The sequence below is a fragment of the Sorangium sp. So ce321 genome (assembly GCF_051530195.1).
GTDB lineage: Bacteria > Myxococcota_A > Polyangia > Polyangiales > Polyangiaceae > Sorangium.
Genome location: NZ_CP150329.1, coordinates 3004992 through 3028520, shown reverse-complemented (window position 1 = coordinate 3028520; position 23529 = coordinate 3004992). Strand labels below are relative to the sequence as shown.

General features: G+C 72.2%; 17 protein-coding genes. 7 read left to right on the top strand and 10 right to left on the bottom strand.

The window, feature by feature from the left end:
• Positions 1-33 precede the first annotated feature (33 nt).
• Positions 34-1446 (bottom strand): L-serine ammonia-lyase, encoded by a 1413-nt coding sequence (locus WME89_RS11790; protein WP_438009287.1) that lies wholly within the window; start codon positions 1444-1446, stop codon positions 34-36.
• Between the two features lie 523 nt (positions 1447-1969).
• Between WME89_RS11790 and WME89_RS11785 the strand changes: the two genes are divergently transcribed.
• The 7 genes from WME89_RS11785 to WME89_RS11755 all read left to right on the top strand — a co-directional run bounded on the left by WME89_RS11785 (position 1970) and on the right by WME89_RS11755 (position 10318).
• Entirely contained in the window at positions 1970-2767 is a 798-nt protein-coding gene (locus WME89_RS11785; protein WP_438009286.1) for an OmpA family protein, read from the top strand.
• A gap of 15 nt (positions 2768-2782) precedes the next feature.
• On the top strand, positions 2783-4057 hold the full coding sequence (locus WME89_RS11780) for a glycosyltransferase (RefSeq protein ID WP_438009285.1): 1275 nt from the start codon (positions 2783-2785) through the stop codon (positions 4055-4057).
• A 217-nt stretch (positions 4058-4274) separates the two neighbouring features.
• Positions 4275-5678 carry a cytochrome P450 gene (locus WME89_RS11775; protein WP_438009284.1) on the top strand — a complete coding sequence of 468 codons (1404 nt, stop codon included), beginning with the start codon at positions 4275-4277 and terminating at the stop codon, positions 5676-5678.
• A gap of 55 nt (positions 5679-5733) precedes the next feature.
• Positions 5734-6276 carry a 2'-5' RNA ligase family protein gene (locus tag WME89_RS11770; protein WP_438009283.1) on the top strand — a complete coding sequence of 181 codons (543 nt, stop codon included), beginning with the start codon at positions 5734-5736 and terminating at the stop codon, positions 6274-6276.
• 168 nt (positions 6277-6444) lie between these two features.
• On the top strand, positions 6445-8040 hold the full coding sequence (locus WME89_RS11765; protein ID WP_438009282.1) for a serine/threonine-protein kinase: 1596 nt from the start codon (positions 6445-6447) through the stop codon (positions 8038-8040).
• 80 nt (positions 8041-8120) lie between these two features.
• Positions 8121-9173 (top strand): hypothetical protein, encoded by a 1053-nt coding sequence (locus WME89_RS11760; RefSeq protein ID WP_438009281.1) that lies wholly within the window; start codon positions 8121-8123, stop codon positions 9171-9173.
• Positions 9170-10318 (top strand): hypothetical protein, encoded by a 1149-nt coding sequence (locus WME89_RS11755; RefSeq protein WP_438009280.1) that lies wholly within the window; start codon positions 9170-9172, stop codon positions 10316-10318. Before WME89_RS11760 ends, WME89_RS11755 begins: the two co-directional genes overlap by 4 nt.
• Positions 10319-10354: 36 nt before the next feature.
• Here WME89_RS11755 and WME89_RS11750 read toward each other — a convergent pair whose 3' ends face one another.
• The 9 genes from WME89_RS11750 to purK all read right to left on the bottom strand — a co-directional run bounded on the left by WME89_RS11750 (position 10355) and on the right by purK (position 23519).
• On the bottom strand, positions 10355-13714 hold the full coding sequence (locus WME89_RS11750; protein WP_438009279.1) for a HEAT repeat domain-containing protein: 3360 nt from the start codon (positions 13712-13714) through the stop codon (positions 10355-10357).
• A gap of 154 nt (positions 13715-13868) precedes the next feature.
• Entirely contained in the window at positions 13869-16286 is a 2418-nt protein-coding gene (locus WME89_RS11745; RefSeq protein ID WP_438009278.1) for an ATP-binding cassette domain-containing protein, read from the bottom strand.
• Positions 16287-16343: 57 nt separating this feature from the next.
• A complete protein-coding gene (locus WME89_RS11740) occupies positions 16344-16673 on the bottom strand; it encodes an ArsR/SmtB family transcription factor (RefSeq protein WP_438009277.1) in 330 nt (109 codons plus the stop codon).
• Positions 16674-16832: 159 nt separating this feature from the next.
• Complete coding sequence (locus WME89_RS11735; protein ID WP_438009276.1) at positions 16833-17333, bottom strand: hypothetical protein; 501 nt, start codon at positions 17331-17333, stop codon at positions 16833-16835.
• Positions 17334-17426: 93 nt separating this feature from the next.
• Complete coding sequence (locus WME89_RS11730; RefSeq protein WP_438009275.1) at positions 17427-18410, bottom strand: hypothetical protein; 984 nt, start codon at positions 18408-18410, stop codon at positions 17427-17429.
• A gap of 151 nt (positions 18411-18561) precedes the next feature.
• Positions 18562-19629, bottom strand: coding sequence for a hypothetical protein (locus WME89_RS11725; RefSeq protein WP_438009274.1), 1068 nt, complete (start codon positions 19627-19629; stop codon positions 18562-18564).
• Entirely contained in the window at positions 19626-20339 is a 714-nt protein-coding gene (locus WME89_RS11720; RefSeq protein WP_438009273.1) for a hypothetical protein, read from the bottom strand. Before WME89_RS11720 ends, WME89_RS11725 begins: the two co-directional genes overlap by 4 nt.
• Before the next feature lie 205 nt (positions 20340-20544).
• Positions 20545-21933 carry a DUF5050 domain-containing protein gene (locus WME89_RS11715; RefSeq protein WP_438009272.1) on the bottom strand — a complete coding sequence of 463 codons (1389 nt, stop codon included), beginning with the start codon at positions 21931-21933 and terminating at the stop codon, positions 20545-20547.
• Between the two features lie 389 nt (positions 21934-22322).
• Positions 22323-23519, bottom strand: coding sequence for a 5-(carboxyamino)imidazole ribonucleotide synthase (gene purK / locus WME89_RS11710; protein WP_438009271.1), 1197 nt, complete (start codon positions 23517-23519; stop codon positions 22323-22325).
• Positions 23520-23529: the final 10 nt, after the last annotated feature.

The following is a 23529-nucleotide window of genomic DNA, read 5'->3' as shown; positions in this document are numbered from 1 at the left end:
TTCGAGGACCCGGAGGGCGCAGGGAGCGATGGACTAGCACTCCGGCAGGTGGACCCCGACCTCCAGCGGCACCTCGACCACGTTCACCGCCAGGCCGCCGCGCGCGGTTTCCTTGTACTTCGACTCCATGTCCGCCCCTGTGTCGCGCATCGTCTTGATCACCTTGTCGAGGCTCACGAAGTGCGCGCCGTCGCCGTGCAGCGCCATGCGCGCGGCGCTGATCGCCTTGATCGCCGCCATCGCGTTGCGCTCGATGCACGGCACCTGGACGAGGCCGCCCACCGGATCGCACGTCAGCCCGAGGTTGTGCTCCATCGCGATCTCGGCCGCGTTCTCCGCCTGCGCCGGCGTGCCGCCCAGCCCCTCGGCCAGCGCGCCCGCGGCCATCGAGCACGCGGAGCCCACCTCGCCCTGACACCCCACCTCCGCGCCGCTGATCGACGCGTTCTCCTTGTAAAGGATGCCTATCGCGCCCGCCGTCAGCAAGAACCGCACGACGCCCTCGTCCGTCGACGTCGGCACGAAGCGCCGGTAATAGTGCAGGACCGCCGGGATGATGCCCGCCGCGCCGTTCGTCGGCGCCGTCACCACGCGGCCCCCGGCGGCGTTCTCCTCGCTCACCGCGAGCGCGTAGAGGCTCACCCAGTCGATCGCCGTGAGCGGATCGCGCAGGCCCGCCTCGGGGCTCTCGATGAGCTTGCGATAGAGCGCCGGCGCGCGGCGCGTCACCTTGAGGCCGCCAGGCAGCACGCCATCGGTCCGGAAGCCGCGCTGCACGCACTCCTGCATCACCGCCCAGATCCGCAGGAGCCCCGCGCGGATCTCCGCCTCCGGACGGAAGACCTTCTCGTTCTCCAGCATGACCTGGCTGATCGAGAGGCCGTGCGCCGCGCACGCCGCGAGCAGCTCCGCGGCGCTGTGGAACGGATAGGGCAGCGGCGTCCTGTCCTCTTCAATCGGACTCTCGCCCTTCGCCGCGGCCTCGTTCACCACGAAGCCGCCGCCCACCGAGTAGTACACGCGCACGCGCAGCGGCTCGCCGCCCTCGTCGAGCGCCGTGAAGCGCATGCCGTTCGGGTGAAACGGCAGGCTCCGGTGCAGGAAGGCCAGATGTCCTTTCACCTCGAAGCCGATCTCGTGCCGGGCGAGCAGGGACAGGCGGCCGCTCCGACGCACGCCCTCGACGACCTCGCCCGCGCGCTCGACGTCCACGCCGTCCGGCGTCTCGCCCATCAGCCCGAGGATCACGGCCTTGTCGCTGCCATGGCCGCGTCCGGTGGCGCCGAGCGAGCCGAACAGCTCTACCCTGACCGCCGCGGCGCGGTCGAGCAGCCCCGCCTCCTGCAGATCCACCGCGAACATGCGCGCCGCGCGCATCGGCCCGACCGTGTGCGAGCTGCTCGGCCCGATGCCGATCTTGAAGAGGTCGAAAATAGTAACAGCCATGTGCCCTGGGGCGCCGTGGAGCTCTCGCCAGATGGCCTCCCGACGCCCGTGGACACTACGAGATCCCGCAGGCGCCCGCCACCACGGCGCCGGTCTGGCGTGGCGCAGCAGCGCGACGGCACACAGCGACAAGCCCTCATGCAGTGAGCTGCGCTGTCGCCAGAAGCGACGAGTCGCGCAGCACCTCCCCTGCCCTGTGTGCCCGTGAGCGCCTGCTGGAGATCGCTCGCCGCGAGGGCGCTCGCCGATCGCAGGCGGCGACGGGCACGCCCCCTGAGGCATCCCCTCGAATTCTTCGGAAAATTGAACAGGGAGGCGAGGAGACGGGGAGGGAAGTCTTCAAATACTCCCTGTCTCCCCGCCTCCCTGTTCAATTTTTCCGCTGAAAATGGCTGCGAAATGAGGGGATTCCTCAGGCACGCCCCCGACCCGTCACACCCACAACCGTGTGGCTCCGGCGATCCGGTGGTATGCTGGGCCCCGGCTTCCCTCACTTCCCTCACCCTCGGAGATGGTGACCCCCATGCGCCACACCCCGGCCCTGCTCCTCGCCGCCTCCCTGCTCGTCCCCGCCGCCGCGCGAGGCGACGGCCCCGCGCCCGCGCCCGCGCCCGCGCCCGCGCAAGGCGGCCAGGCCAGGCCGGCGGCGCTCGAGGTGACCATCGACAGGTCCAAGGTGGACCTCAAGGGCCGCCAGATCGAGGTCAAGCTGTCGCGCGCCGCCAGCAAGGTGCGCATCAAGGTCCTCGGCCAGTCGGGCGCCGTCCTGGCCGAGGACGAGAAGCCGTTCAACGGGGCCGCCGCCGGCACGCCGCTGGTCGTGACGTGGACGCCCTCCAGCGACGAGACGGTGGCGCGCATCGAGGTCTACGGCCACGACACGCAGGGCTACTGGGCAGGGATCGCGATCATCCCGTGGAACGTGAGCATCCCCCACGAGGAGGTGCAGTTCGAGACCAACTCCGATGTCATCCGCGCGCCCGAGGTGCCCAAGCTGGAGGCGAGCCTCCAGCGGATCTCGGAGGTCGTCGCGAAGACCACGGAGCTCGGCAAGATCACGCTGTTCATCGTCGGCCACACGGACACCGTCGGCAGCGAGGAGCACAACCTCACCCTCTCGCGCCGGCGCGCCCGCGCGATCGCCGCCTGGTTCAAGGGCCGCGGCCTGAAGCTCCCCGTCGCCTACGAGGGGCTCGGCGAGTCGGCGCCGCTCGTGAAGACAGCGGACCAGGTGGACGAGCCGAAGAACCGCCGCGTCGACTACATCCTCTCGGTCGAGCCGCCGCGGCTCTCGGGCAACGCGTCCTGGAAGGCGCTCTGAGGCGAGACGACCAGCATGAAGACGACCGTTCTCGCGATCGGCAGCCGGGGGGACGTCCAGCCCGCGATCGCGCTCGGCAAGGGGCTCGCGGCGCGCGGCCACGCGGTCCGCGTCCTCGCCGGCAAGAGCTTCCAGCGCTGGATCGAGGGGCACGGGCTCACGGCGATCCCGGCGAGCGTCGACTCGATCGACATCATGGAGAGCGACCTCGGCAAGGAGTGGGTGTCGCGCGGCACGAACCCCCTGGTCCAGTCGCGGATCCTGCAGAAGCTCATCGACCGCTTCGGCGCGGAGATGGTCCAGGACGCCGTGCGCGCCTGCGAGGGCGCCGAGCTCATCCTGAGCAGCTTCACCTCGGACACGTACGCCGCGTCGATCGCCGAGGCCTCCGGCGCGGTGCAGGTCAGCATGCCGCTCCAGCCCTCGATCGTGGCCACGCGGCACGGGCCGACGGCGCTCGCGGCCCCGGTCGCGCGCGGCGACAGCGTGCTCAACCTCCTCTTCGGCAAGCTCATGGTCGAGCCGACCGTGTGGCGCTGGTACGGCGGCGTCACGAACCGCGTGCGGAAGCAGCTCGGCCTGCCGCCGCAGGACCGGCGCGGGTACATGGCCGCGCTGCGCCGCATGCTCGTCGTCCACGGCTACAGCGCCCACGTCGTCCCGCACCCGCCGGACTGGCCGCCGAGCTTCCACACGACGGGCTACTGGTTCCTCGACGAGGGCGGCGAAGGCTACCGGCCGCCCGAGGCGCTCGAGCGGTTCCTCGCGGCGGGCGAGCCGCCGGTCGCCGTCGGGTTCGGCAGCATGACGTCCCACGATCCCGTCGCCACCACCCGGCTCCTCGTCGACGCCGTCGCGCGGAGCGGCCAGCGCGCGGTCCTGCTCTCCGGCTGGGCCGGGCTCGGCGACATGGCGCTGCCGGACTCGATCCTGCGGATCGACGCCGCGCCGCACGACTGGCTCTATCCGCGCGTCGCCGCGGCAGTGATCCACGGGGGCGCCGGCACCGTGGCCGCGTGCCTGCGCGCCGGGCGGCCCGCCGTGGTCGTCCCGCACCTCGCCGACCAGCTCTTCTGGGGGCGGCGCGTCGCGGAGCTCGGCGTCGGCCCGCGCGCCATCCCGCGGCCGCGCCTCAGCACCGAGGCGCTCGCGGACGCGATCCGGGACGCCGCGACCGACGCCGGCATGCGGCAGCGCGCCGAGGAGCTCGGCCGCAAGATCCGCGGCGAGGACGGCGTGGCGACGGCGCTCGGCCACATCGAGCGGCACCTCGCGGCGCGCGCGCGCTGACGCGCTGACTATCGCTCGCGCGCAGCTGCGGAGTGCCATGCTCCTTGTGCCGCACGCGGCCACACTGTGGGAGCGAGACGCGCCGCGCATCGATACGATCCCTGGCCATCTCTGGAAGTCCTCACCGAGGAGGCGGGCTCCTGTACCATCGCCCGTTCAACCCAGCGGGCGCTCCAGCCCCGAGCGGCTCGGACACGCCCCCTCGCCCGGACAAGCCATGACGCAGCCCGACCTCCTCACCAGCAGCCCTGCCCGCGGCGGTCGCCGCGCGGGCCTGCCGCCGCAGACGCGCGGCCTTCCGCTCGTCGGGGCGCTCCCGTACGTGCTCAAGGACCGGCTCGACTACCTCGTCTCGACCAGGGACGAGCTCGGCGATCTGTACACGATCGATCTCGGGGTCACGCGGCTCATCGCGCTGAATCACCCGCGCCACGCCCAGCACGTGCTGCGCGACAACGCGCGCAACTACAGCAAGGGAGGCCCGCTGTGGGAGGGCGCGCGCGGCCTCGTCGGCAATGGGCTGCCCACGAGCGAGGGCGACTTCTGGCTGCGGCAGCGGCGCATGATCCAGCCGGAGTTCCACCGCGACCGGCTCGCCGCCATGTGCGACCTCATGGTGCAGGCGATCGACGACGGGATGTCCGGGTTCAGCGCGGCCGCCGCCGCAGGGCGCCCGGTCAACGCCGAGCGGGAGCTCCCGCACATCACGATGAAGGTCATCCTCAACACGATGTTCGGCTCGGGGATCACGAAGGAGGAGACAGCGGCCGTCGGCCACGCGTTCCGCTACGCGAACGACTACATCCTCCTCGGGCTCCTGATCCGGTCGCTGCCGAGCTGGATGCCCGCCCCGGGGCGGCGACGCTTCGAGCAGGCGGTGAAGACGATCGATGACCACGTGTTCCGCTTCATCGCGCAGAGCCGCGCGCGGACGGGGCGAGGAGGCGACCTGCTCACGATCCTGCTCCACATGGTCGACGCGGAGACCGGCGAGCAGATGACCGACCAGCAGCTCCGGGACGAGGCGGTGGCGATGTTCATCGCCGGCTACGAGACGACCGCCGTCGCCGTCGCGTGGGCGCTCCACCTCCTCGTGAAGCACCCCGAGGCCCTGCGGGCGCTCGAGGCCGAGGTCGACGCCGCGCTCGGCGACAGGCGGCCCAGCTTCGCCGACGCCGCGAGGCTCCCGCTCACGCTCGCGGCCTTCCAGGAGGCGCTCCGGCTCTACCCGCCGGCCTACTGGGTACCTCGCACGGCGATCGCGGACGACGAGATCGACGGGTTCGACATCCCCGCCGGGTCCACCGTGGCCGTGATGAGCTATGTCCTCCATCGACACCCGGACCACTGGGAGAGCCCCGCGCGCTTCGATCCCGGCCGGTTCACGCCCGAGCGCGCGCGCGGCCGTCACCCGCTCTCGTTCATGCCGTTCGGGATCGGACAGCGGCAATGCGTCGGAAAGGAGTTCGCGCTCCTGGAAGGGCAGCTCATCCTCGCCCGCGTCCTCCAGCGCTTCCGGCTGAGCGCGGTGCCGGGACGGTCGCCGCGGATGGACGTCGCCGCCACGCTGCGGACCGCGGGCGGCGTGTGGCTGGGCCTGGAGCCGCGCCCGGGGAGGTGACCAGGCGCCGCGGCGGCTTGCCCGCGGGGGCCGGCGGCGCCAGAGGATGCCGGCGATGACGCAGGAGCAGGAGGAGAAGGCGTTCGCGCTGTGGCTCGTCCCCGGCGGCGCGCCCCTCGGGCGGCTCCAGCGGCTCATCGAGGCGCTCGCCCGGGAGACCGGAGGGCCGGCGTTCACGGCCCACCTCACCTTGCTCGGCGGGCTGCGCGGCGACGGCGGCGCGCTGGCCGCGAAGCTCGGCGACCTCGGCGACGCGCGCCGCCCCGTGGAGCTGCGCGCTCGCGGCCCCGCCACCGGCAGCGCGTACCACCAGTGCGTGCTCCTCGACGTCGCGCGGACCGAGCCGCTCGCGGCGCTGCGCAGCGCGGCCGAGGCGGCCTTCGGCGCGAGCGAGTCCCCCTTTCGCCCGCACGTGAGCCTCGTCTATGGCGATCTGCGCGATCTGCCAGCGCAGCGCCGCCGGGCGCTCGCCGCGGACCCGCGCGTGCTGGCGCTCGGGCAGGAGGTGTGGTGGGCGGAGCGGCTGGAGCTGTGGTCCGTCGCGGGAGAGACCGAACGCTGGCGCTGCGTCGCGGGCGTCGCGCTGGCGAGCCCCTGAGCACCTCGCCAGTGTCGCCGACAGACCGACCGCGCTGTGTCCGGCAATACAATTCTACCTCGACAGAAAATTCCACCCGGTTCTTGCGTCCAGATCGCAAGGCGCGGCTCTCCGAGGTATGTGCTCCCCCCGATCTCGGCTAGCCTGGGGACCATGGCGGTGGCTCCCGTGGCTGTGGGCGATGTGCTGGCGGGCAAATACCGCGTGGAGCAGATCGTTGGCGCGGGTGCGATGGGGATGATCGTCGCCGCGTGGCACCTGGAGCTCGATCAGCGCGTCGCGATGAAGTTCCTGCACTCGCACTCGCCCGGCGCCGACGGCGGCGACCCGACCGAGCGGTTCCGGCGCGAGGCGCGCGCGCTGGCCAGGATCAAGAGCGAGCACGTGGCGCGCGTCCTCGACGTCGGCTCGCTGCCGGGCGGGATGCCCTACATGGTGATGGAGTTCCTGGAGGGGAACAACCTCGCGGACGAGATCCGCGCGCGAGGCCCGCTGCCCGCGCTGGAGGCCATCGGCTACGTCCTCCAGGCCATCGAGGCGATCGCCGAGGCGCACGCCGCGGGGATCGTGCACCGCGATCTCAAGCCGGCGAACCTGTTCCTGGCGCGCCGGCCCGACGGCGGGCGGCTCCTCAAGGTCCTCGACTTCGGTATCTCCAAGTCGCTGCTCGGGATAACGCGCGACGAGCTGTCGTTGACCAAGACAGCGACCCTCCTCGGCTCGCCGCTCTACATGTCTCCGGAGCAGGTGCGCTCTGCCAGGGAGGTGGACGCGCGCGCGGACATCTGGTCTCTCGGCGTCATCATCTACGAGATGCTGACCGGGCGGACTCCCTACAACGGCGACTCCGTTCCTCAGCTCTTCTCCGCGCTGCTCTACGAGACGCCCCTCTCTGTCGCGCAGGTGCGCTCCGACATCCCGCGCGAGCTGGACGCGGCGGTGATGCACTGCCTCGCCAAGGAGCGCGATCAGCGGTGGAGGAACGTCGGCGATCTGGGGGTCGCGCTGGTCGGGTTCGGTCCGCCCGGCGGCCAGGTGCACGTGGAGCGGGCGCGCCGCGTACTCGGGCTCCCGGACGCCGGATTGCCGTCGCTCAGCCGGGTCAGCGTGCTCCCCAGCTCGACGAACGGGGGCGCGCAGTCCGCCGGAGGGCGCCTGTCCATGCCGTCCGTGCCCTCCTCCATGCCCTCCATGCCCTCGATGCCCTCCATACCGCAGGGCGCGTTCATGCCGCCCGGCGCGCCGTCCCCCGCGACGACGACAGCGGAGACGGGCCCCACGGTCAGCTCGTGGAGCAACACGGGGCTTCCGCCGCGGGCAGGGCGCAAGGGCGCGCTCATCGGCCTGGCCGTCGCCGCGGCCGCCACCCTGGCCGGGGTCTCGCTCGCCCTCGTGCTCTTCCTGCGCTCCGGGCCCACCCCCGGCGGCAGGCAGCCCCCGTCGCCCGCCGCGGCGCTGCCCCCCGCAGGCGCGGCGCAGGAGCCCGCGCGCGAGGCCGCTCCGGCCACCGCCAGCGCCGCCGCGCCCGAGGCGGCGGCCGCCAGCGCGCCCGCTGCGTCGAGCGCGCCCGCGACGCCCGCCGCGTCGAGCGCGCCCGCGACGCCGCCGCCCGCCGCGTCGAGCGCGCCCGCGCCGCTCGCCGTCCAGCCCGCCGCGCCGGCGAGCGCGGCGCCGCGTCCCGCCGGGCGCCCGCAGGCGGGCTCGGGAGCGCGCCAGCCGCCGAGCCAGGACAACCAGATCAGCGACTTCGGCGGGCGGCGCTGAGCGAGGCGCTCGCGCCGCGCGCCGCCGTTCGACGGCCCTCGGGCCGCCTCGTGGCCAGTTCGGAGGAGAGTACGGGACGAATGAAACGTCATCAGCGAAGCATCGCACGCAGCGTCGGCCTGGGCCTTTGCGCGGCGTTGATCTCCGGGGCGCTCCCCGCGCAGGCGGAGCCGAGCGCCGCCGAGAAGGCAGCTGCAGAGGCGCTCTTCGACGGGGCGCTCGACCTGATGAAGCAAGGGCGCAACGCGGAGGCGTGCCCGCGGCTGGAGCAGAGTTACCGCATCGATCCGGGGATCGGCACGCTGCTCTACCTGGCCGAGTGTTACGAGAAGACGGGGCGGACGGCGAGCGCCTGGGCCACGTTCCGTCAGGCCACGTCGGAGTCGAGGGCCGCGGGGCAGGCCGAGCGCTCGCGCAAGGCGCAGGCGAGGGCGGCCCGGCTCGAGCCGCTCCTGTCGAAGCTGAACGTCAGCGTCGCGGCGGAGACCGCGGCCATCGAGGGGTTCGCGGTGCGCGTCGACGGCAAGGCGCTCGAGCGCTCGCTGTTCGGCATCGCCATGCCGAGGGATCCGGGCGAGATCGCGATCGAAGCGAGCGCCCCGGGCCACGAGACGTGGACGACCACCGTGAAGCTGGGGGACGACAAGGCCGAGGCGAACGTCGAGGTGCCGCCGCTGAAGAAGCTCGCGGCGCCGCCGACCGCGCCTGCCGAGCCGCCGGGCTCCGCCGCGTCGCCCGCGGAGCCCTCCGCACCGCCGCGCGCCGCCGCGCCGCCGGCGGGGTCCGGGGGCGACACGACGCGCTTGATCGGCCTCATCGTGGGCGGCGCGGGCGTCGTCGGGCTCGGCGTCGGCACGTTCTTCGGCGTGAAGGCGATCTCGAAGAACGGCGACGCCGAGGGCTACTGCAAGGGCGGCAGCACGTGCGAGGACCGCCGCGGCGTCACGCTGACCGAGGAGGCCAGCAGCGCGGCCACGGTCTCGAACATCGCGTTCGGTGTCGGCGCCGCCGCGGCCGTCGGCGGCGCCGTGCTGTACTTCGTCGTCGCGCCCAGGCAGACCTCGCGCGTGCAGGTCGGGGCGATCGTGGACGCGCGCAACGTCGGGCTGCGCGTGGGAGGTACGTTCGAATGAGGCGCAAACCCGGGTTCCTGCCGCTCGTCCTGCTCGCCCCGCTGTCGATGGCGACGTGGCTCGGCTGCCACGCGATCGCGGGCATCGAGGACCGCACCTTCGTCGAGCCAGGAGGGGAGCCGGAGCCCTCCCCGGTGAGCGAGCAGTGCGCGTCGTACTGCGCCGCCGTGATGGAGAGCTGCACGGCCGAGTTCCAGGTCTACTCCACGGTGGAGACCTGCCACGGCGTGTGCGCGCTGCTCGATCCGGGCGATCCGCTCGAGCCCGTGGACAACACGGTCGCCTGCCGCGCCCGCCAGGCGGAGCTCGCGGGGATCACCGGCGAGCTCGCGGTGCACTGCCCGGCGGCGGGCCCGGGCGGCGCCGGGACCTGCGGGACCAACTGCGAGAGCTACTGCACGCTGCGCGCCAGCGCGTGCACGCCCGAGGTCGAGACGCACGAGGACTGCATCGCCATGTGCGCGGGGCTCACGGACACCGAGATGTTCGACGTGATCGAGAACCACGAGGGCGACACGCTGCAGTGCCGCCTCGTCCACGTGAGCTCCGCGACCGTGGACCCCGACGAGCACTGCAAGCACTCGAGCCTGATGCCGCTCGAGCCCTGCGCGGACCCGGAGGGGACCGCGCCGAGCTGCGAGAGCTTCTGCCAGGCCGTCATGACCTCCTGCACCGGCGACCGCTCGGTCTACGAGTCGCCGGAGCAGTGCCTCGCTGTCTGCGCGGCGCTCCCCCCGGGCGGCGTGGAGGACGAGACCGAGAACACCGTGGGCTGCCGCAAGTACCACGCGTACAGCGCCATGCTGGCCCCGGTCACGCACTGCCCGCACACCGGGCCGGGCGGCGACGGCCACTGCGGGTCCGACGCCGAGCCGAGCACGGGCAGCACGGGCAACTGCGAGTCGTACTGCACGCTGCTCGAGGCGGCCTGCAAGGAGTACTTCGACGAGACGTTCCCGGACCAGGCCGCGTGCGCGCTCGACTGCAGCGCGCTGCCCGGGGCGGCCCGCGACTCCGGCTACTCGGTCGCGAGCGCCGAGGAGGGCGCGCTCTCCTGCCGGTTGCTCCATGTCAGCCGCGCGCTCAGCGATCCGGCCGAGTGCGGCCCGGCGTTCGGCGACAGCGAGAGCCCCTGCGCCCCGTGAACACTCGAAAAGTCTGATCGCCCTCCGCCCGCCGCCTCACGGCGGCGTGACGAACGACGCCGGCCCCGCCACGGCGGGCGACGGGTCCTTCCGGTAGCGGTCGACCAGCAGCGCGCGCCGCTCCGCCGTCCACCCGTTCTTCGGCGACGCCGCCTGCACGAGCGCCTCCAGCGCGAGCCGGCGCAGCCGCGGATCCTTGCTCCCCCGCAGCTGCTCCTCGAGGAGCGACGGGTGCACGCAGGCCCGCACCGCGGACATCGCCGCGACCATCGCGTCGTGGTGCAGGAGGTCCCGCTCCCCGAGCTCGGCGAGCGCCTGCCCGAGCTCCCGCCACTGGAGCAGGCGCTCCGCGAGCCCGAGGTACTGCGGCACGGCCAGGGCGTCCGCCTTCAGCGCGGCGAGGAGCCCATCGCCCACGGCCACGTGGTGCCGCGCGGCGTAGGCGCCGAGCCGCGCGTGGAGCACGGGCAGGAACGCCACGAGGTGGCGGCGCCTCGGCGAGAGCTCCGTGAGCCGCCGGACGACGGCCGCGACCTCCCCCGGCTGCATCCTGGCGAGCACGGCGGCCAGCGCCTCGGCCGCCTCTTCCGGCGCTGCCGCTTCCATGTGCCCGAGCAGCCGCTGGAAGAGCGCGCGCTGCTCGTCGCGCAGCGGCAGGTGCGCGGCGCGCCGGAGCAGGTCCAGCCGCGCTTCCGGCTCCGGCCGCCCGAGGATGGCGGCGAGCAGGCCCACGACGCGCTGCTCGGCGTCGGTCGACAGCCTGCCGAGCGGGATGTCCGCGAGCTTCGAGGCGACGATCCAGTCGCGATCCTGGACGGCGCGGCCGAAGACGTCCCATGTCTCGGGCCGGCCCAGGTGGTCCCAGAGCGCCCGGAGCAGCGCGATCCGCACGTCGCGGTGGGTCTTCGGGCCGTCCAGCCGCAGGAGGTCCCGGTAGGCGTCGTCGCCGCCGAGCTCGCCGAGCAACCGTACGACCTCCTTGGCGACGGTCACCTTGGTGGTCGGCACCGCCCGGAGCTCCGCGAGCACCCGCTCCCGGGTCATCTCGGCGAACGCCTTCCGGAGCGCGTAGATCGCCCAGCGCGCGCGATCGTCGCCCAGGCACTCGATGAGGACCGGCACGCCCTGGCCGGCGTCGAGCCACGGCAGGCCCCGGACGGCCATCTCGCGCAGCGGCGGCCGCGGATCCGCGGCGAACGGGGTGATCGCCGACGCGTCGGCGTACGCGAGCCGGACCAGCGTGGCGATGGCGAACCGCAGCGTCGGGACGTCGCACGTCTCGTCCGCGAGCAGCGCGCGCAGGGCGGCCGCGTACTTCTCCTGCTGCCGCGCCGTCCAGCGGCCGTGGCCCGCGCCGAAGTCGATCACCCAGCGCGTCCGGCCCGTCGCGAACCTGCCGGTCATGGGCCGGCTCTCGAGCAGCGGATCGAGCAGATCCTGGCGCTTGAGGCTCACGTGCCGGGCGACGGCGCCGACGAGGATGAAGCTCGCGTCCTCGCGCAGGAGCGCGGGCACGAGCCGGGCGAACCGCGGCCGATCGTGGCGGCGCAGCAGGCCCAGCGCCGCGGCCGCGACGCCGGCGAAAGGGAGCTCGCGCGAGAGCCGCTCCAGCGCCTCCAGCAGCGGCGGCACCACCGCGAGGCGGACGCCGAGGCTCTGCGCGAGCAGGAGCACCGCCCCGGCCCGCTCCTTCGTGGACCACGCGTCCGCGAGCTGGGCGAGCGCCGGGGTGAGCCGCTCGGCCTCGGCCCTCGTCAGCCCGTCCCCGAGCCCCGCCGTCGAGACCGAGCCGCGCACGGCGAGGATCTTCGCGAGCCAGCGGGCGCCCCACGCGCCGTCGACGCGGAACAGCCGGACCACGAGGCGCTCCATGGCCGAGGCCGTGGCCTGGGAGAGATCCGCGGCGTCGAGCGCGTCCTGCGCGACGGCGCCCACCGCCTCCAGGTGCTCCGGCCCGAACCGGGCGATCGGCAGCGCGGCGAGCGCCGCGAGCATCGCGCGCCGCACCGGGTCCTGCTCGAACTTGCGGGCGCGCACGTTCGCGAGGGCGTCCGCGAGCGCCGCCCCGTCGTGCGCGACGGTCGCGAGGAGCAGGCCCTGCGCCTTCGCCCGCTCCTCGCCCTCCGGGTGACCGAGGAGCGGCGCGAGCACGTCCCTGGCCTCGGCGAACGAGAGGAGGCGCGCGTAGCTCATCCGCCGATCGGGCTTGGAGACGAGCGAGGGGCAGCTGAACAGGTGCCGCCGCGCCTCGCGCTCGCGCAGGTCGCGGGGCAGGACCTCGAGCACCTCGGGCGCGATCGTGCCGTCGGGGGCCTGGGCGGCGCAGGACCAGCGCTCGAAGGCCCGCGCCCGCATCGCCTGCTCCTCGGCCGAGTCGGCGCTCACGTAGCGGAACAGGAACGCGCCGAAGCCCCCGCGCCCGCCGAGGAGGAAGGCCCGCAGGACGGCCTTCTTGTCGTCGGAGCAGAGGCGCAGGAACCACCGCGGGCCCCGCTTGCCGTCGCTCAGCGCGCCCCAGGCGTGGCGGATGAGGAACTCGAGGCGCTCGGCGCCGAGGGCGGGCGCGCCCTTGTCGAAGCGCACGACGGCGAAGGCGCCGGGCGGCCGCGCGGGCCGGCCGCTCTCGTGGCAGGCCTTGAGGAGGTCGAACGTGGCGGCCGGGCGCGAGACGGCCAGCACGCGGAGGGGGCCCTGGAGGAACGAGGGCTCCTCGCCGAGCTCGAAGAGGGCGTGGAGCAGCCGCAGCGCGGCGTCGGGGGCGCGCCGGGCGAGCGGGACGAGCAGCGGCGCGAGGCGGTAGCGGTGGCGGACGTCGAGCGAGCGGGAGCGCGCGATCGCCTCCCCGAACCAGCGCGCCGCGAGCTCGGGGTGCTTGTCGCCGAGCCGCGCGAGGCAGAGCGGGCCGCCTGCCTCGTCGATGTCGCGCCGGTGCGCCGACAGGAGCGGCTCGGAGCCGAACGGGAGCAGGTCCACGAACCTCGGATCGCGCCCTTGCTTCAGGCGCGCGCCGAGGAAGGCGTCCACGACGCCCTGGCGCCGCCGGTCGGCGAGGTCGCCCACCGCGCGCCGGAGGGAGCGCCGCTCGATGATGACGCCGAGCGCCTCCAGCGCCTGCGCGTCGTCGCAGAAGCGGGCGACCATGCCGCACGCCCGCTGCCGCACGACGCGGGAGGGGTCCGAGAGGGCCGCCACGACGCGCGCGCCGTCTCCCGAGCCGTACACGCTCACGAGCGCGAGGAGGCGCTCGTACGGCTGCGCGCTGCCCGAGAGCGCGCCGAGGAGGGTCCCGGCGCCGCCGTCGCCGCGCGCGGCGGCGCGGCCCAGCTCCACGACGCGGCGGACGCGGTCGTGGTGCGTCTTCGGCTCGAGCTCGGCGAGGAAGGAAGCGGTGTCCATGGGGGCGATGATAACGCCCCGAGGCGTGAGCAGGGCAACGCCGGGCGCTTCGCCGCGCTGGAGCCGTGCTCGTTGAAGCCATCGCGTGCGCGTGAAGAACTGTGCCCACGGGGCGGCCGCGGGCGTGCTGCTCGCGGGCTCGCCAGCAGCGGCCTTACGGGGCGCGCAACGCCTCGGGGTGACGGGGACGGCTGTGCTTCCCGACGAACGCCGCCAGGTGCTCGCCTGTCAGCGTCGACCTCGCCGCCACCAGATCGGCCGGGGTGCCTTCGAAGACGATCCGCCCGCCGTCGTGGCCCGCGCCCGGCCCGAGGTCGATGATCCAGTCGGCGTGCGCCATCACCGACTGGTGGTGCTCGATCACGATGACCGACTTGCCGGCGTCGACCAGCCGGTCCAGCAGCCCGAGCAGCTGCTCGAGGTCGGCCAGGTGCAGCCCGGTGGTCGGCTCGTCGAGCACGTAGACGCCGCCGTCGGCGCCCATGTGCGTCGCGAGCTTGAGCCGCTGCCGCTCGCCACCCGACAGCGTGGTGAGCGGCTGGCCGAGCCGCAGGTAGCCTATCCCCACGTCGGCCATGCGCTGCAGGATCGCGTGCGCGGCCGGCGTACGCGCCTCGCCGGCGCCGAAGAAGCCGACCGCGTCGGCGACCGACAGGTCGAGCACCTCGGCGATGTTGAGCCCGCCGAGCCGGTAATTCAGCACCGACGCCTGGAAACGCCGGCCCTCGCAGTCCTCGCAGACCGTGGTGACGCCGGCCATCATCGCGAGGTCGGTGTAGATCACCCCGGCGCCGTTGCAGGTCGGACAGGCGCCCTCGGAGTTGGCGCTGAACAGGGCGGGCTTCACGCCGTTGGCCTTCGCGAACGCCTTGCGGATCGGCTCCAGCAGATCGGTGTACGTCGCCGGGTTGCTCCGCCGCGAGCCGCGGATCGGGGCCTGGTCGACCGACACCACCCCTTCCCGGCCAGACACCGAGCCGTGGATCAGCGAGCTCTTGCCCGACCCCGCCACGCCGGTCACCACCACCAGCACGCCGAGCGGGATGTCGACGTCGACGTTCTTCAGGTTGTGCGCGCGGGCGCCGCGCACCTTCATCACGCCCGACGGCTTCCGCACCGACCGCTTCAGGGAGGCCCTGTCGCTCAGGTGACGCCCGGTGAGCGTGCCGCTCGCCCGCAGCCCGTCGACGGTGCCCTGGAAGACCACCTCGCCGCCGGCGGTGCCGGCGCCGGGGCCGAGGTCGACGACGTGGTCGGCGATCGCGATCATCTCCGGCTTGTGCTCGACCACGAGGACGGTGTTGCCCTTGTCGCGCAGCCGCAGCAGCAGCTCGTTCATCCGCTGGATGTCGTGCGGGTGCAGCCCGACAGTCGGCTCGTCGAAGACGTAGGTCACGTCGGTGAGCGACGACCCGAGATGGCCGATCATCTTGGTGCGCTGCGCCTCGCCGCCCGACAGCGTGCCCGACGGCCGGTCGAGGCTGAGGTAGCCCAGCCCGATCTCCACGAACGAGTCGAGCGTGTGCCGCAGCGTCGCCAGCAGCGGCGCGACGGACGGCTCCTCCAGGCCGCGCACCCACTTGGCCAGGTCGTTGATCTGCATCGCGCAGGCTTCGGCGATGTTGATCCCCTTGATCTTGGAGGACCGGGCGGCCTCGTTGAGCCGGGTGCCGCCGCACTCGGGACAGGTGGTGAAGGTGACCGCGCGCTCCACGAACGCCCGGATGTGCGGCTGCATCGCGTCGACGTCCTTGGACAGCATCGACTTCTGGATCTTCGGGATCAGCCCTTCGTAGGTCAGGTTGATGCCATCGACCTTGATCTTGGTCGGCTCCTTGTGGAGCAGGTCGTGGAGCTCCTTCTTCGTGAACTTGCGGATCGGCTTGTCCGGGTCGAAGAAGCCGCAGCCGTTGAAGATGCGCCCGAACCAGCCATCCATCGAGTAGCCGGGGATCGTGATCGCTCCCTCGTTGAGCGACTTCTTGTCGTCGTACAGCTGCGACAGGTCGAAGTCGGAGACCGCTCCCATGCCCTCGCATCTCGGGCACATGCCCCCGTTGACGACGAACTCGCGCTTCTCGGTCTTCTTCCCGGCGCCCTTCTCGATCGAGATGGCCCCGACCCCGCGGACCGACGGGACGTTGAAGGAGAAGGCGTTGGACGAGCCGACGTGCGGCTTGCCGAGGCGACTCCACAGCACCCGCAGCATCGCGTTGGCGTCGGTGGCCGTGCCGACCGTCGAGCGGGAGTTCTGGCCCATCCGCTCCTGATCGACGATGATCGCGGTCGTCAGCCCTTCCAGCACGTCGACCTCGGGCCGGGACTGCGTCGGCATGAACCCCTGCACGAACGCGCTGTAGGTCTCGTTGATGAGCCGCTGCGACTCCGCCGCGATGGTGCCGAACACCAGCGACGACTTGCCCGATCCCGAGACGCCGGTGAACACGGTCAGCCGTCGCTTGGGGATCTCGACGCTGACGTCCTTCAGGTTGTTCTCCCGCGCGCCCTGGACGCGGATCAGGTCGTGGTTGTCTGCGGGGTGCTGGCTGGAGGAGGCCTTGTTCGCTTTCATGTCATCGACACCGAAGGTTCGTGAAGTGCACCGGGTAGCCGAGGCGCACGAACAGAGTCATGGGTCCATTTTGTCAAGCAGCTGTTCAAGGCGATCGACGTGCTCCGTCCAGAAGGCGCGGTAGTGCGCGATCCAGTCGATGAGCGGCTTCATCCCGCGCGGCTCCACCCGGTAGTAGACACAGCGCCCCTCGCGCCGGCCGTTCACCAGACCGGCGTCCTTCAACGTGGCGAGGTGCTGCGAGACCGCCGGCTGCGAGATGTCGAAGCGCGCCGTGAGGTCCTTCACCGCCGCTTCGCCGCGCGTCAGCGACTCGAAGATCGCCCGGCGGCTGGGGTCCGCCAGCGCCTGGAAGATCTTGTCTTCTACCGCGGCCGCGCTCCGCATCCACGATGCATAAGCGCATGCTTATTGATTGTCAAGCGCGCGGCTCGAGCCGCCTGGGGCCGGAACAGGGGCATGCTCCTCGGGAGCGATCGGTGGCGCGCCTCGATGGAGATCGACGTCCAGCCACCGCCTGGGCAGGGTCGAGCCGCGCCGCGCCTGCTACCACCGCTCGGAGAGGACGGCCCTCATCCTGTCGATCCGCAACGCGCGCTCGAGGGCCCGGCCCTCGAAGGCGCTGAGGAGGGCGGGGAGCGCCTGCCGGGCCAGCGCCAGGAGCGCGCGGCGGCGGACCTCGGGCTCGAGCCTGCCCTCGGTGACGATCTGGCCGAAGGCGAGGGCGAGGATCGCCTCGTCGCGGGTGAGCAGGCTGTACTCGTCGTCCTCGCCGAGCGCCTGGACCTCGGCCGCTTCCACGGCGTTCCAGTGGGCGTTCTCCACCTCCCAGCGGGCGAGGAGCGCGTCGAGGAGCTCGAGGGGGCTGCCCTTCGGGTGCTCGTCGCGGAAGTCGCGGAACGCGGTCAGGGTCTCGTGCGCTGTCTCGTTGCCGAAGGGGGCGGTCTCGTCGGTGAGCGACCAGAAGAACGGGTCGGTCAGCGCAGCGGCGGCCCTCGGGTGGCAGTCGTCGGGCGAGAGATCGGGGAGCTCGGGCGCTTCGGTCATGGGTGAACGCTTTCGGTCGGGTGGGGCGCTGGCGCGCAGCGCCGCTACCTTACCGCGCCGGAGCGCCACGTCAGATCGCGGCGCTCTCGTCCGTCACCACTTCCAGTGCCCCTTGCCCTTGTGCTTGTGCCTGTGCTTGTGCTTGTGGACGATGATGACCCGGCCGTCGTCGTCATCGTCGTCGTGCACGACCACGGTCGGGTTGACGTTGACCTTCACGGCCCACCCGGTGGCCACCAGGATGCCGATCACCGGCGCGCTCGGGCCAACGACGATCACCGAGCCCGGGCGGTAGCCGCAGAGGACCACGTCCGTGTGCCCGCCCTCCTTGACCACCACCGTGATCTTGGTCGGGTTGACCTTCACGTTCAGCTTGCCCGTGAAGTAGAGCCGGTCGGGCCCAGGGGCGAGCACGATGACGTCGGGGCCCGACGCCGTCTGGACGGCCAGCTTGATCTCGCGATCGCCGATCGGCGCCGGCTTGAGGTTGAGATCGAGCACGTACACGCGCAGATCGCCCGTCTCCTTGTCGGCGACGATCTCCACGATGTCGTCGCCCACGGGCTGGAGCACGCCCCCGTTCGGCCCCTTCATCCCGTCGAGCTTGTGCGCGTCGTTCTCCTTGGCCTTCTCCTGGAGCTCGCGGGTGCCGCCGCGCGGCACGTGCAGCACCCCCTTGAACGGCGCGCCCTTGACGTTGAACTCGTAGTTCACCTCCGTCAGGTCGTCCTCGAGCGGCGGGATCTTGGCGACCAGGACCCCCCCCGACTTCGGCTCCGGCACGAGCTCCGCCGTCACGGGGGCTGCCTCCTTGCCGGGCACCTTGACCTTGACGTTGCCCGACACGCCCTCCTCGATGGGCTTCCCGTCGCGGTCCTTGACGAGCACCGTCACCTGCCCGTCCTGGGCCACGGTCATGACGACCGAGCCGGGCTCGTGCTGCTCGGTCAGCGCCCAGTTGTCCTCGATGCTCTCCGCCGTGATCTGCGGCGACTTGCTACAGGCAGGCGAGACGAGCGCCGTCGAGGCGACCGCGAGCGCGACGAGCACGGAACGGAGACAACCCTGGATTCGCATACTTCCCTCTCTGGCAAAGCTTGTTCGCGAGCGTTCGAGCCACGGAGCCAACCCACGGCGCCCGGACGGTCCGGCCGCGCGGATCCTATCAGAGCGGCCGCGGCGCCCGTCGACCTGTCCCGATGTGTGCGCACCCCACATCCTGTGCGCCTCACACCTGCTTGCGGGTCACGGACCAGATGAAGCCGTCGTACCAGAAGTGCATCAGCGCCACGGTCTGCGTGATCGACCACAGCGCGCGGTCGTCGGCCGGCGCGAGCTCGGCCCAGACCCCGTAGGCGAGGACGCCCCCGAGGAAGGCGGCCGCGGCGAGCAGCTTCCCCGAGCGGAGCGCGTCGAGGCGCAGCCGCCGGCGGAGCCGGCCGCCCTCGGACCACCAGACGAGCGCGAGGTACTGCACGGCGTGGAACAGGTTCATGATGAAGAACGCCTGTCCCCAGGGGTTGAACCCCCACGTGGTGATGGAGCAGAGCCCCGTGCTCGCGAACAGCCACACCTTGGGGAACGACACCCGGTATCCCCGCCGGTACATCGCGCGATAGGCGAGCACATAGTAGAGGAGGAACAACGTGCCTCCAGCGACGACGGCCCAGGTGATGTAACGATGACCCGAGGTCATCAGCGCCGGGACCGCGGTGAAGAAGGCGGCGTCCACGTCCTCGAAGGCGTCGAAGCTCTGGAAGTGCAGGAGCATCGTCGCGCCGGCGAGGATCGGGCCGGCGTAGAGGAGCAGGTTGAGCCAGAGGTCCAGCCGCCGGCCGAGCGCCGGCGCGTTCCCCTGGCGCGCGTCGTAGATGCGGCCGAGGCCGAACGTCTGGAGCGCCGAGTGGTAGACGTCCCAGAACACGACGAGGACCGACACGACGGCGACGGCCCACATGGACAGCATCATCGCGGCGAACAGGGCGACCGGCGCCACGAGGAAGCGGAGCCGGTGCTGCCGGAAGATGTCGGTGTTGCCGTGGCTCCGGAGGAGCACCGCGCCGAGGTGGCCGTGGATGAGCGTGCCGATGCAGAGCGTCGCCCACGTGACCTTCTCGCCGTGGAGCCTGAACTTCGCCTCTGCGAACGGCGTCCCGGCGATCAGGGCGCCGGCGGCGAAAGAGAGGAGCGGCGGGAGCAGGAAGAAGGCCCAGTCGTACCCGCGGCTCACGATGTAAGCCGTCCTGTCCGCCGCGGCGAGGTGCGCAGGGGACGCTGGCTCGGCCCGTGCGTTCATGCAGGACGCTCGACCGCCGCGGGCCGCGGCGCCGGGGCTGCCTGCGAGAAGCCGATCGTCCACCCCTGCGCACAGAGATAGTCGACGAGGGAGAGCAGGAAGAGATTCACGCCGAGCATCTCCAGCGACTCCTCCACGAAGTCGATGAGCGCATAGACGAGGTTGTCGCTCCCGGCCCGCTCGGTCCAGTACCCGAGCGGCAGCTCCAGGACGAGGGCGCCGGCGACATAGATACAGCCCGAGAGGATAAATCGATTCCTTGTGTCGCGCGGGAGGTGCGAGAGGAACCTCAGGTACGCGAGCGCGAACGCCGCCACCACGACGGCGGCCGGGATCACCCAGCTGAAGTACAGGGCCCCGCCCAGCTCGAGCCAGGAGCTCGCCGCCTCGTGGAGCTCGACGACCTCGTCGAGCGAGATGTAGAGGAAGGCCGCGGCGAGCCCCCACCAGTGCCTCGCGAACGCGCCCATGCGACCGGCGCCGGTGGCGATCACCGCCAGGGTGAGCGAGCACACGAGCAGCAGGGACGACGTGTACCACGTGGGCACATTCTGCTCGTAGCTCAGCGAGAGCAGCGGGACGACGCCGCTGCTGCTCTTCAATCGCAGGATCGGCTTGAGCACCTCGACGGCGAGCCCGGCGCTCGCGACGGCCGCCATCACGGCGAACATCGCGACCCGCAGCCTGGCCCTCGGGAGGGTGATCTCCATCGAACATGAACAGATACGCGAGGACGTCGGACGCGGTCAATGCGGCCGGCGCTGGGTCACGGGGCGCGCCGTGGCGAGCGGCCTCGGGAGAGCTCGCCGCGCGCTCGAGGCCGCCCGGCGGCGGAACACGGTGAGAACGAACAGGCACCGTTCGTCGCGTTCGCCCCTGGTGTGGCGCTGCCCGCGGTCGACGCCGAGCGCGCGCTCAGGGCGCCTGGTAGGACACGATCTGGCCCTCGAACCGGTAGTCACCGCCGTTGACCCAGAACACGTCCTGACCTTCCGGGGCGATGACGCGCCAGGCGAAATGCTGGCCGAGCGCGAGCACGACGGTCGTGTTGCTCTCGAGATCGTGCGCGTTGACGCTGCGGTTACGGCTCATGTCCGTCGAGAACAGCGTCGAGCCCCTGATGGCCAGCCCCGCCATCGAGCCTCCCTGATGGATCAGGGTCTTCTCCCCTCCGGCGATCGGCGCCTTGAATACGCCGCCGTCGCCGGCGTTGCCCCAGTAAACGAACTTCGCATCGACCGCGATCCCGGTCGGCTCGGCCTCGTTCTCGGCGAGGACGGTCACCTCCCCGCCCGACTTCGCCACCTTGTAGACCTTGTTGGTCGCCTTGCCGCCGGTCCAGTAGACGTTCTCCGCGTCCTGCGCCAGGTGCTCGGGCTTGCCGGCGTCCGCCGCGAGGACGACGGGCTCGCCCCCGTCGCTGCCGTCGAGCGCCAGCTTGTAGATGTTGTGCCCGTCCCCGTCGCCGAAATAGATGGCCGACTCGTCGCCGATGAGGCTGAGCAGGTAGCCGACCTCGGCCAGCGTCTCCACCTCCAGGCTCGCCTTGTTGACGCGCCGGATCGCCGACGGGATGACCGGATCGTTGTCGCCGCCGCTCGCCCAGTACACGTCGGAGTCGTTGACCCACAGCGCCGTGGGGTCGGGATCCGCGGGGGTGATCGCCTCCGCCTCGGCGGTGCCTGTCTTGACGCGGTAGATGAAGCCGTCGTTCGAGTCCGCTGGCGCGTTCTCCTCGGTGCCGCCGCTCGCAAAGTAGATGTAGGCGTCGTCGGCGGCGATCGCCTTCGGAAAATAGTGCTGGTTCGCCAGCACCGTCGGCGAGACCATCCCCGCGTAAAAATTGGAGAAATGGGTGGTCTCCGTGACGAGACCGGCGGCGGTGACCTCGTGGCGCGAGAGCGGCGTGAAGTCTTCGGAGCCCTTCGGCGCAGTGAAGCCACGGGCGTCGAGGAAGGTGTTCTCCCCGAGCTCCGCCTCGAGCTCGACGAGGATCGGCAGCGTGAGCGTGACCGGCTTATCGAACGTCTGCCCCTCCGGGCCGAGGAGATACATCGGACCCACCGCGCCCTCGCGGGTGTCCTCGACGTGCTCGATGGTGAGATCCGTCGCCGCGCTGACCGCCCCCGGCGGCACCTCGATCTTGAAGCCATCCACCGCAGTGAAGACCCCACCCTGGGAGTCGACGGAGAACTGCGGGCTGGTCCCCGGCCCGTTGTCGCCGTCCGTGTCCGTCCCCCCGCACGACGCGCTGCCCAGCGCGGCCGCCGCACACGCCACCACCACGAATGAGGATCGATGCATCGCCTTGCTTCTCCGCGGGCGGTCGTCGCCGCCCTGTTCTTGCAGACCAATGGACTCTGCCGACATGGGCGCACGCGCGGCCGCGGCGTCGCCGTCGCAATCAGGCACTATCGAAGCGCCCGATACGGCGGCGGCGAGGCCGCGCCAGAGCACGCGAAAACACACGTGCTTACCCGGCAGGGTTCTCCCGAGCTCTAGTTGCCCCACGGTCCGCCCGCGGCTCATGAATCGACAAGACGGGTCGACCGGGCCGCGCGGGCGCTCCGATGCGCGTGCTGGCCAGGCGCATGCGCCGACGCGTCACGGGAGACGGAACATGCCTGACCGCTTCACGCCGCCTGTGGCGCCGAGAATGTCGAGGTGGTGACTCGGCCGGGCCCGGCGGAGCGTCAGCGCCCGGGGAGCGGCAGCCCGGCGTGCGCCGAGAGCCGGGCCATCGCGAGCTTCGCGGCGACGAGGGCCTCCTCCGGCGTGCGGCCCGTGGCCGAGAGGTGACCCATCTTGCGGCCAGGGCGAGCGACCCGCTTGCCGTAGAGGTGGAGCCGGACGCCCGGGACCTCCAGCGCGGCCTCGAAGGCCGGCGGCGCGCCATCGAGCCACGCGTCGCCGAGCAGGTTGACGATCGCGGCGGGGCGGACGACCTCGACCGAGCCGAGCGGGAGGTCGCACACGGCGCGCACCGCCTGCTCGAACTGGCTCGTCGCGCAGGCGACCTCGGACGCGTGGTAGCTGTTGTGCGGCCGCGGGGCGAGCTCGTTGATGAGCAGGCGGCCGTCCTTGAGCAGGAAGAGCTCGACGACGAGCAGGCCCTCGACGCGCAGGCCCACCGCGAGATCGAGCGCGATCTGCACCGCCTGCCCCGTCACCGCGGCGGTGACCGGGCCCGGCAGCAACGACCAGTCGAGGATCTGGTCGCGGTGGTGGTTCAGGGCCGGCGGGTACACCGCCAGCTTGCCGCTCGGGCTCCGCGCGACGAGCACCGACAGCTCGGCCTCGAGATCGAGCGCCTGCTCGACGACACAGCGCTGGCCGCCCAGCGACCCGAAGAGCACGGCGGCCTCCGCCCCGGCGTCGCCCGCGCCCTCCTTGCCCGGCGCCGCGCCCGCCGAGAGCCGCAGCTGCCCCCTGCCGTCGTACCCGCCGACGCACGACTTCACGAAGCACGCCCCGCCCATGGCGCGCGTCGCCTCGAGGAGCTGCTCGCTCGTCGCGACCTCGCGGAAGGGGCCCACAGGGAAGCCGTTGCGCGACAGCCAGGCCTTCTGCACGCCGCGGTCCTGCACCATGGCCAGCACGTCGGCCGACGGGCGCACCGGCGCGAAGCGGGCGGCCGCCGTGAGGCCCTCGGTGGAGATCTTCTCGATCTCGAGGGTCACGACGTCGCACTGGGACGCGAGCTCGACCGCCCTCTCCACGTCGTCGAACGACGCGACGATGCACTGATCGAGCACCGATCGGGCCGGGCAATCCGGGTCCGGGTCGAGCGCGTGGACCTTGTACCCGAGCGTGCGGGCGGCGAGCGCCGTCATGCGGCCAAGCTGGCCGCCGCCGAGAATACCGAGCGTGGAGCCGGGAGCGATGGGCATTGCAGGGGAC

Excerpts from the sequence above, each read along its gene's own strand:
- WME89_RS11790 (WP_438009287.1), bottom strand. The coding sequence starts at position 1,446 with ATGGCTGTTACTATTTTCGACCTCTTCAAGATCGGCATCGGGCCGAGC.
- WME89_RS11785 (WP_438009286.1), top strand. The coding sequence starts at position 1,970 with ATGCGCCACACCCCGGCCCTGCTCCTCGCCGCCTCCCTGCTCGTCCCC.
- WME89_RS11780 (WP_438009285.1), top strand. The coding sequence starts at position 2,783 with ATGAAGACGACCGTTCTCGCGATCGGCAGCCGGGGGGACGTCCAGCCC.
- WME89_RS11775 (WP_438009284.1), top strand. The coding sequence starts at position 4,275 with ATGACGCAGCCCGACCTCCTCACCAGCAGCCCTGCCCGCGGCGGTCGC.
- WME89_RS11770 (WP_438009283.1), top strand. The coding sequence starts at position 5,734 with ATGACGCAGGAGCAGGAGGAGAAGGCGTTCGCGCTGTGGCTCGTCCCC.
- WME89_RS11760 (WP_438009281.1), top strand. The coding sequence starts at position 8,121 with ATGAAACGTCATCAGCGAAGCATCGCACGCAGCGTCGGCCTGGGCCTT.
- WME89_RS11755 (WP_438009280.1), top strand. The coding sequence starts at position 9,170 with ATGAGGCGCAAACCCGGGTTCCTGCCGCTCGTCCTGCTCGCCCCGCTG.
- WME89_RS11750 (WP_438009279.1), bottom strand. The coding sequence starts at position 13,714 with ATGGACACCGCTTCCTTCCTCGCCGAGCTCGAGCCGAAGACGCACCAC.
- WME89_RS11745 (WP_438009278.1), bottom strand. The coding sequence starts at position 16,286 with ATGAAAGCGAACAAGGCCTCCTCCAGCCAGCACCCCGCAGACAACCAC.
- WME89_RS11740 (WP_438009277.1), bottom strand. The coding sequence starts at position 16,673 with ATGCGGAGCGCGGCCGCGGTAGAAGACAAGATCTTCCAGGCGCTGGCG.
- WME89_RS11735 (WP_438009276.1), bottom strand. The coding sequence starts at position 17,333 with ATGACCGAAGCGCCCGAGCTCCCCGATCTCTCGCCCGACGACTGCCAC.
- WME89_RS11730 (WP_438009275.1), bottom strand. The coding sequence starts at position 18,410 with ATGCGAATCCAGGGTTGTCTCCGTTCCGTGCTCGTCGCGCTCGCGGTC.
- WME89_RS11725 (WP_438009274.1), bottom strand. The coding sequence starts at position 19,629 with ATGAACGCACGGGCCGAGCCAGCGTCCCCTGCGCACCTCGCCGCGGCG.
- WME89_RS11720 (WP_438009273.1), bottom strand. The coding sequence starts at position 20,339 with ATGGAGATCACCCTCCCGAGGGCCAGGCTGCGGGTCGCGATGTTCGCC.
- WME89_RS11715 (WP_438009272.1), bottom strand. The coding sequence starts at position 21,933 with ATGCATCGATCCTCATTCGTGGTGGTGGCGTGTGCGGCGGCCGCGCTG.
- purK (WP_438009271.1), bottom strand. The coding sequence starts at position 23,519 with ATGCCCATCGCTCCCGGCTCCACGCTCGGTATTCTCGGCGGCGGCCAG.